Source organism: Streptomyces bambusae (assembly GCF_019400985.1).
Taxonomy (GTDB): domain Bacteria; phylum Actinomycetota; class Actinomycetes; order Streptomycetales; family Streptomycetaceae; genus Streptomyces; species Streptomyces bambusae_A.
In genome coordinates, this window is the sequence record NZ_WTFF01000366.1 from 1 (window position 1) to 6857 (window position 6857).

The 6857-nt window shown below is 74.1% G+C and carries 6 protein-coding genes and 1 pseudogene; 3 read left to right on the plus strand and 4 right to left on the minus strand.

Translation table 11 applies throughout. The features are described 5' to 3' along the window. Window positions 1–742, minus strand: a pseudogene (locus GPJ59_RS31540) (ATP-binding protein); the annotation flags it as partial. A gap of 860 nt (window positions 743–1602) precedes the next feature. Next, entirely contained in the window at window positions 1603–1998 is a 396-nt protein-coding gene (locus GPJ59_RS31545; RefSeq protein WP_219671339.1) for a cell division protein SepF, read from the minus strand. A 97-nt stretch (window positions 1999–2095) separates the two neighbouring features. On the opposite strand from GPJ59_RS31545, the gene GPJ59_RS31550 reads away from it, so the two are divergent. The 3 genes from GPJ59_RS31550 to GPJ59_RS31560 all read left to right on the plus strand — a co-directional run bounded on the left by GPJ59_RS31550 (window position 2096) and on the right by GPJ59_RS31560 (window position 4540). Further along, window positions 2096–2695, plus strand: a complete 600-nt coding sequence (locus GPJ59_RS31550; RefSeq protein ID WP_219671340.1) for a TetR/AcrR family transcriptional regulator — start codon at window positions 2096–2098, stop codon at window positions 2693–2695. A gap of 42 nt (window positions 2696–2737) precedes the next feature. Next, window positions 2738–3553, plus strand: coding sequence for a DUF2470 domain-containing protein (locus GPJ59_RS31555; RefSeq protein ID WP_258025216.1), 816 nt, complete (start codon window positions 2738–2740; stop codon window positions 3551–3553). A gap of 66 nt (window positions 3554–3619) precedes the next feature. Continuing rightward, on the plus strand, window positions 3620–4540 hold the full coding sequence (locus GPJ59_RS31560) for an NADP-dependent oxidoreductase (RefSeq protein WP_219671341.1): 921 nt from the start codon (window positions 3620–3622) through the stop codon (window positions 4538–4540). A gap of 125 nt (window positions 4541–4665) precedes the next feature. Here GPJ59_RS31560 and GPJ59_RS31565 read toward each other — a convergent pair whose 3' ends face one another. Both GPJ59_RS31565 and GPJ59_RS31570 read right to left on the minus strand, forming a co-directional pair. Beyond that, a complete protein-coding gene (locus GPJ59_RS31565) occupies window positions 4666–5991 on the minus strand; it encodes an LLM class flavin-dependent oxidoreductase (RefSeq protein WP_219671342.1) in 1326 nt (441 codons plus the stop codon). A 72-nt stretch (window positions 5992–6063) separates the two neighbouring features. Further along, window positions 6064–6855, minus strand: coding sequence for an ABC transporter permease (locus GPJ59_RS31570; RefSeq protein WP_219671343.1), 792 nt, complete (start codon window positions 6853–6855; stop codon window positions 6064–6066). Window positions 6856–6857: the final 2 nt, after the last annotated feature.

The window sequence follows — 6857 nt, forward strand, 5'->3', positions numbered from 1 at the left end:
CGACCAGGTCGTGGACCGGTCCCGCGCAGCCGGTGCGGGCCGCCTCGACCAGCAGTGCGTGGCGGGTGGAGCACTCGTGCCGGACGCGGTGCAGTACGTCGGCCAGGTTGGCGCAGTCCGGGCGCAGCCGTCCGCCGTCCAGCGCGACGGGGGCGCGCATCAGGGCCGGTTCGGGGTCGCAGGGGAAGACCGAGCGGAGGGCGACCACCGCCTGCTCGGCCGCCGCCAGCACCCGCTGCTGGCCCGGGGTGCTGCCCGCGACCCGCAGGGGGAGCAGCGCGGTGCCGAGCCGGTCGTCGGGGAGCGGGGCACGGGTGACGCCGATGCTGCCGCCGGTCAGCCAGGCGGCCTGGACGGTGCGTCGGGAGGGATCGCGCAGGGCGGTGCTGAGCAGGACCTCTCCGTCGGCGGCCGTGAGCCGTTCGCCCACGATGCGCAGGGCGGGCTCGGCCTGCACGGCGAGGTCGAGCCGGACGGGTCCGGCCGGTCCGTCGATCGTGCAGCCGATCCGGAATCCCCGCCGCTGCTCGGCGTCCGGCCGGGCCTGGTCGGGCACTGCGGCGCCCGGGTCGGGGAAGACCTCCCCGAGCTCGGCCCCGGAGCCGAGCCGGGCGAGCGCCTCGTAGGCGGAGAGCACCTGCGACTTGCCGCTGCCGCTCGCCCCGCTGAACAGCGTGACCGGCGCGAGCGCGAACGCTGCCGCGCGGTGCCGACCGTAGGCGGACAGCCGCAGCTCCGTCACGACGGGGCGGGCCGGGTGCCGCGGCGGGGACGACCGGGATGGCCGGGACTGCGAGGACGGCCGGGACGGCTGGGACTGCGGGGACAGCCGGGACGGCTGGGATGGCTGGGATGCCCGGGACTGCGGATATAAGGAGGCGGCGGGGGCGGCGGGTTCGGTGACGGCCGGGGCGCGGCGCCCGGCCTCCAGCATGGCGTCCATGCGCGGACGCTACGGCGGACCGGACGGCGACCACCCGCGCCGAACCGTTCCGCCAGCCCCGTCTTCCTACGATCGAGGGACGCCGACGCCCGAAATAACGGACGCGCGGGGCCGCATGGGGCCGTGGACGCCCCCGGCCGGGGGACGGCCACTGCCGGGGGACGGCCACTGCCGGGGCGCACACGACCCCGAGCGTCCACCCGCGGAGACGCGACCGGGAACACCCACCGCGGGAGTCCACGTCCCGGGACGTCCACGATCGGAAACGTCCACGGCCAAGGGCGCGTTCGGCCGATGGCGCGTTCAGCCGATGCGCGTTCGGCCGATGGGCGCCTACGATCGCGAGCCGCCTGCCGCCTGCCACCTGCCGCCAGGGCCTCGACGACCGGCGCGACCACGGCCAGGGCGCCTTCGGCAATGCACCTACAACCGCGGGCCTTCTGGGGCCGGGAACGTCCACGGCTGGGGAACGTCCACGCCCCGGGGTGCACACCACACCACCGCAGACGTCCACGACCAGGGCGCGTTCGGCCGATGGCGCCCACGACCGCAGGCCGCCTGCGGCCTGGACCCGCCCCCGACCAGAGGCCATGAGCCAAGCGCCATGGGCCAAAGGCCGGAGGCCCGCCTCCAGCCAGGAGCCAGGGCGCGCGCCCCGCCTACGACCGGGGCACGGCCGCCGCCGCGATGCCCTCCACCTCCGTGCCGACCGGTGCGAGCAGGAAGACGTTCCGGTCGACCCGGTGCATCCCGCTGCCCAGCCCGAAGACCACGCCGCTGCTGAAGTCGAGGATCCGCTTGGCGACCTCGGTGTCCGCGCTCGTGAGGTCGAGGAGCACCGGGATCTGCGCGATCAGGTACTCCGCCACCTCGCGCGCGTCCGCGAAGACCTGGACGCGGATCACGACGAAGCGCCGCTGCGCGGCGGCCGCCGCCTCGGGGGCCGTGGGGATGGTGCGGTGGTCCACTCGGGAGGGCCACTCGTTGCGGCCGCGCAGCGGCACCACCTGCGCAAGGCCCTCCCACTGTTCGTCGGTGACGTCGTACCTGCTCACCGGGCCGCCTCGGCCAGACGCTTCATGTGCATCCCCCCATACTCTCGTGTTTCACCCGTTCAGCCCAACAGCGACACGAAGCACGTAGGGTCGCGCCATGACCAACCAGCTCACCCGACCAGCCCGGCCCGGACGGCGCGCAGACGCGGTGCGCAACCGGGCACAGATCCTCGCCGCGGCGGAGCAGTTGTTCACCGAGCAGGATCCGCGGACGGTGACGATGGACCAGATAGCCAAGGCGGCCGGGGTCGGCCGCGCCACCCTCTACCGCCGTTTCCCCTGCCCCGCCTCGATAGCGGTCGCCCTGCTCGACGAGCACGAGCGGCTCCTCCAGGGGCAGTTGGCGTTCGGCCCGGCGCCGCTCGGGCCGGGTGCGCCCGCCGCCGAGCGGCTCGCCGCCTTCTACTCCGCCGCCACGGACCTGCTGGAGCGGCACCTCCCGCTGGCGCTGGGCGCGGGGGACGGTCCGGCGCGGTTCACCGGCGCCGCGTACGGGCACTGGCGCGCGCACGTGCGGGGACTCCTCGCGGAGGCGGGGGTCGAGGACGCCGACACCTGCGCGGACATCCTGCTGAGCCCGCTCGCCCCGGACGTCTACCAGCACCAGCGGCACACGCTCGGATTCAGCCAGGAGCGGATCGTCGGCGCGCTCGGCCGGCTGGCCCGCCGGGTACTCACCCGGACCCCAATGGGTTAGGTTAGGCATACCTAACCCACTCGGGACGAGGGAGAGATCCGCATGCGCACGCCCGGCGACCGCACCCGTTCGACCACCGGCACGGCCACCGGCACGGCCGCTGCCACCGCCACCGCCACTGCCGCAGCCACCGCCGCAGCCGCACGACCCGCTCCGGCCGGCCGGCAGACCCCTGCCGAGCGGATCCGGTCGGTCCTGGCCGCCGCCCACTCGATGACCGTGGTCACGGACGGGCTGCACACCGAGGTCCGCCACCTGGACGACTCCGACCCGCTCGGCCGGCTGCACCTGCACGCCGCCGACGCGGCCCCCGCCGGGGCCCCGGGCCCGGCCGTCCGGCTGGAGTTCACCGATGTCGCCCCCACCCCCGTACGCGACCGGGTACGCGCCCGCGTCACGATCCTCGGCCACCTGCTCACCCCGTACGCGCAGGACCCGGACGAGACCACGTGCGTCGCCTTCCACCAGGCCGTCCTGGAGACCGCCGAGGGGCGCGTGTACGTCGGACTGGAGGAGCTGGAGGCCGCCGCGCCGGACCCGGTCGCGCCGTTCGAGGCGGGCATGCTCACCCACCTCCTCGACGGCCACCCCGAACTGGTCACCCTGCTGCTGCGCCTGGTGCGCCCGCAGCCGGCCGCCAGCGCTGCCACCGGGGCTGCCGCCGGGGTGCTGCGCGCACTGCCGCTCGCCCTCGACCGCCACGGCATCACCCTGCGGCTGGAGGAGCGCCGCGGCCACCGCGACGCCGTGCTGCCCTTCCCCTCCCCGCTCACGGACGTGGAGCAGTCCGGCGCGCAGATCCAGGCCCTGCTCAGCAAGGCCCGCCGGCTCTCGCACCGCAACACGCTGCCCGCCTGAGGCGGCAATCGGCGTACGACGGGCAATCCAGGAATACCGCCGTACGCCGCCCGGTTGTCGTCGATCATGAAGGCAATCACGTACACCGCTTACGGAACTCCCGCCGAACTGCAGATCGTTGACGCGCCGACACCCAAGGTCGCCCCTGGCGAGGTGCTCGTCCGCGTCAAGGCGGCCGGCGTCAACCCGGTCGACTGGAAGCTCGCCGCCGGCTACCTCGACCCCATCCTCGAAGTCCGTTACCCGGTCATCCCCGGCTGGGACGTGGCCGGCGTCGTGGAGGCGGTCGGCCCGGACACCTTCGACTACGCCGTCGGTGACGAGGTCTACGGCTACGTCCGCAAGGAGTGGGTGGAGCTCGGTGCCTACGCCGAGCTGATATCCGCCCCCGTACGCACCCTGGCCCGCAAGCCCCGCGAGCTGACCTTCGAGCAGGCCGCGGGCATACCGCTGGCCGGCCTCACCGCGTACCAGTCGCTGCGCCGGGTGGACATCGCCGCCGGCGAGACGGTGGTCATCCACTCCGCCGCCGGCGGCACCGGCTCGCTCGGGGTGCAGATCGCGGTCGCCCTCGGCGCCCGCGTCATCGGCACGGCCGGCGCCCACAACCACGACTACCTGCGCTCTCTCGGCGCCGAGCCGGTCCTGTACGGCGAGGGAATGGCCGACCGGATCCGCGCGCTGGCGCCCGAAGGCATCGACGCCGGCCTGGACTTCTACGGCGACGGCGCGGTCGAGATCCTCCAGGGCCTGGTCCGCGACCGGGACCGGGTCGTCTCCATCGCCGACCAGGAGGCCGCCGCCAAGGGCGCCCACCAGCTGTGGGTCCGCCCCGACACCGCCGACCTCACCTTCCTCTCGGAGCTGGCCGACCGGGGCGCCCTCACGGTCAACGTGGAGCACGCGCTGCCGCTGGAGCAGGCCGCCAAGGCCTGGGAGCTCAGCGCCGCGGGCCGCACCCGCGGCAAGATCGTCCTGACGGTCTGACCCCGCCGGACACGGCCCCGGCACGGCAGCGGGCCGGCCGGCGTGTTCCCCCTGTTCCGGTGTTCCGGTGTTCCGGTGTTCCGGGCAAGGGGGACATGCCGACCGGCCCGGTCACCGGTCCGTCATCAGCCGGCCGCCCGTACGTACTGGTTGGCCGGGCGGGGCAGGCCGTAGTTCTCGCGCAGGGTGCGGCCCGTGTACTCCGAGCGGAACAGGCCGCGCCGCTGGAGGATCGGCACGACGTGGTCGACGAAGTCGGTGAGGCCGGTGGGCAGGACCGGCGCCATGATGTTGAACCCGTCCGCGGCCCCGTGCGTGAACCACTCCTGGAGCTGGTCGGCGATCTGCTCCGGCGTGCCGGCGAAGACCCGGTGGCCGCGGCCGGCGCCGAGCCGGGCGATCAGCTCGCGCAGGGTGAGCCCCTCGCGCCGGCCGAGCTCGGCGACCAGCGTGAAGCGGCTCTTGTTGCCGTTGATGTCCCGCTCCTCGGGCAGCTCCGGCAGCGGCCCGTCCAGCGGCAGGCCCGTGAGGTCCACGCCCAGCATCCCGGACAGCTGGGCGAGGCCGTACTCGGGCACCTGGAGCTCGGTCAGCTCCCGCTCCAGCGCCTTGGCCTCGGCCTCCGTGGAGCCGATGACCGGGGCGATGCCCGGCAGGACCAGCAGGTCCTGCTCGGAGCGGCCGTGCCGGGCGAGGCGGGACTTGAGGTCCTTGTAGAAGGTCTGGCCGTCGGCGAGGGTCTGCTGGGCGGTGAAGACGGCCTCGGCGTACCGGGCGGCGAACTCCTTGCCGTCCTCGGAGGAGCCGGCCTGCACGAGCAGCGGGTGGCCCTGCGGGGAGCGCGGTACGTTGAGCGGGCCTGCGACGCCGAAGTGCTCGCCGCGGTGCGCGACCGGGTGCAGCTTGTCGGTGTCGGCGTAGATCCCGCGTTCCTTGTCGAGGACGATCGCGTCGTCCTCCCAGCTGTCCCAGAGCTTGGTCGCCACGTCGACGAACTCGCGGGCGCGTTCGTAGCGCAGCGTGTGCTCCAGGTGCTCGTCCCGGCCGAAGTTGCGGGCCTCGTCCACGGAGCCGGAGGTGACGATGTTCCAGCCGGCGCGGCCGCCGCTGAGGTGGTCGAGGGAGGCGAACCTGCGGGCGACGTGGAACGGCTCGTCGAAGGTCGTGGAGACGGTCGCGATCAGGCCGATGTGCTCGGTGACGGCGGCCAGCGCCGAGAGCAGGGTGAGCGGCTCGAAGCCGCCGAGGGCGTTGTAGCGGGCCTTGCCCCACAGGGCGAGGCCGTCGGCGAGGAAGACGGAGTCGAGCTTGCCGCGTTCGGCGGTCCGCGCCAGCTCCTGGAAGTAGCGCAGGTCCGTGACCCGTTCGGGCTGGGACCCCGGGTGGCGCCAGGCGGCGTCGTGGTGGCCGGCGTTCATCAGGAACGCGTTGAGGTGGAGGGTGCGGGTCATGGGGCTTCCTTGCGGGGCGAGGGAGTCGGGGGAGGGCATCGGTGAAGAGGGGGTCGGGGAGCGGACGTCCGGTCAGGCGGCAGCCGGTACGCGCCACAGGCTCAGCCGGCGCTCCACGGTGACCAGCAGCTGGTTGAAGGCCACGCCGATCGCGGAGATCGTGACGATGCCGGCGTACATCTGCGGGATGGCGAAGTTGTACTGCGAGGCGTTGATCAGATAGCCCAGTCCGGCCTTGGCGCCGATCATCTCGGCGGCGACGAGGACGAGGATCGAGACGGCTCCGGCCAGCCGGATGCCGGTGAAGACGGCGGGGACCGAGGCCGGCAGGATCACCTTCTGGAACAGCCGGGGCGTGGAGAGGTCCATCGAGCGGGCGAGGCGGACCAGGGTGGGGTCGGCGTTCCGTACCGCGCTGATGGTGCTGAGCAGGATCGGCCAGAGGCAGGCGTAGACGACGATGGACACCTTCGAGGTCTCGCCGATCCCGAGGAGCAGGACGAAGACGGGGAGCAGGGCGAGGGCCGCGGTGTTGCGGAACACCTCCAGCAGCGGGCCGAGCAGGTCGGCGACGGGCCGGTACCAGCCGACGAGCAGCCCGAGCGGCACGGCGACGGCCACGGCGATCCCGAAGCCGCCGAAGGAGCGGGCGAGGCTGGCCCGGGCGTGCTCGGCGAGCTGCCCGTCGCCGAGCAGCTCCCACCAGGCGGCGGCGACCTCGCTGACGGGCGGCAGGAAGGTGGCGTCCACGAGGCCGAGCCGGGGCGCGGCCTCCCAGAGCGCGACGAGCGCGAGGACGGCGGCGGTGCGCAGCAGTACGGCTCGCGCCCAACGCCCGGCGGTACGGCCGACCCGCCGGACCAGGG

Coding starts and splice junctions, on each gene's coding strand:
- GPJ59_RS31555 (WP_258025216.1), top strand. CDS start 2,738: ATGCGCACGCCCGGCGACCGCACCCGTTCGACCACCGGCACGGCCACC.
- GPJ59_RS31560 (WP_219671341.1), top strand. CDS start 3,620: ATGAAGGCAATCACGTACACCGCTTACGGAACTCCCGCCGAACTGCAG.
- GPJ59_RS31550 (WP_219671340.1), top strand. CDS start 2,096: ATGACCAACCAGCTCACCCGACCAGCCCGGCCCGGACGGCGCGCAGAC.
- GPJ59_RS31565 (WP_219671342.1), bottom strand. CDS start 5,991: ATGACCCGCACCCTCCACCTCAACGCGTTCCTGATGAACGCCGGCCAC.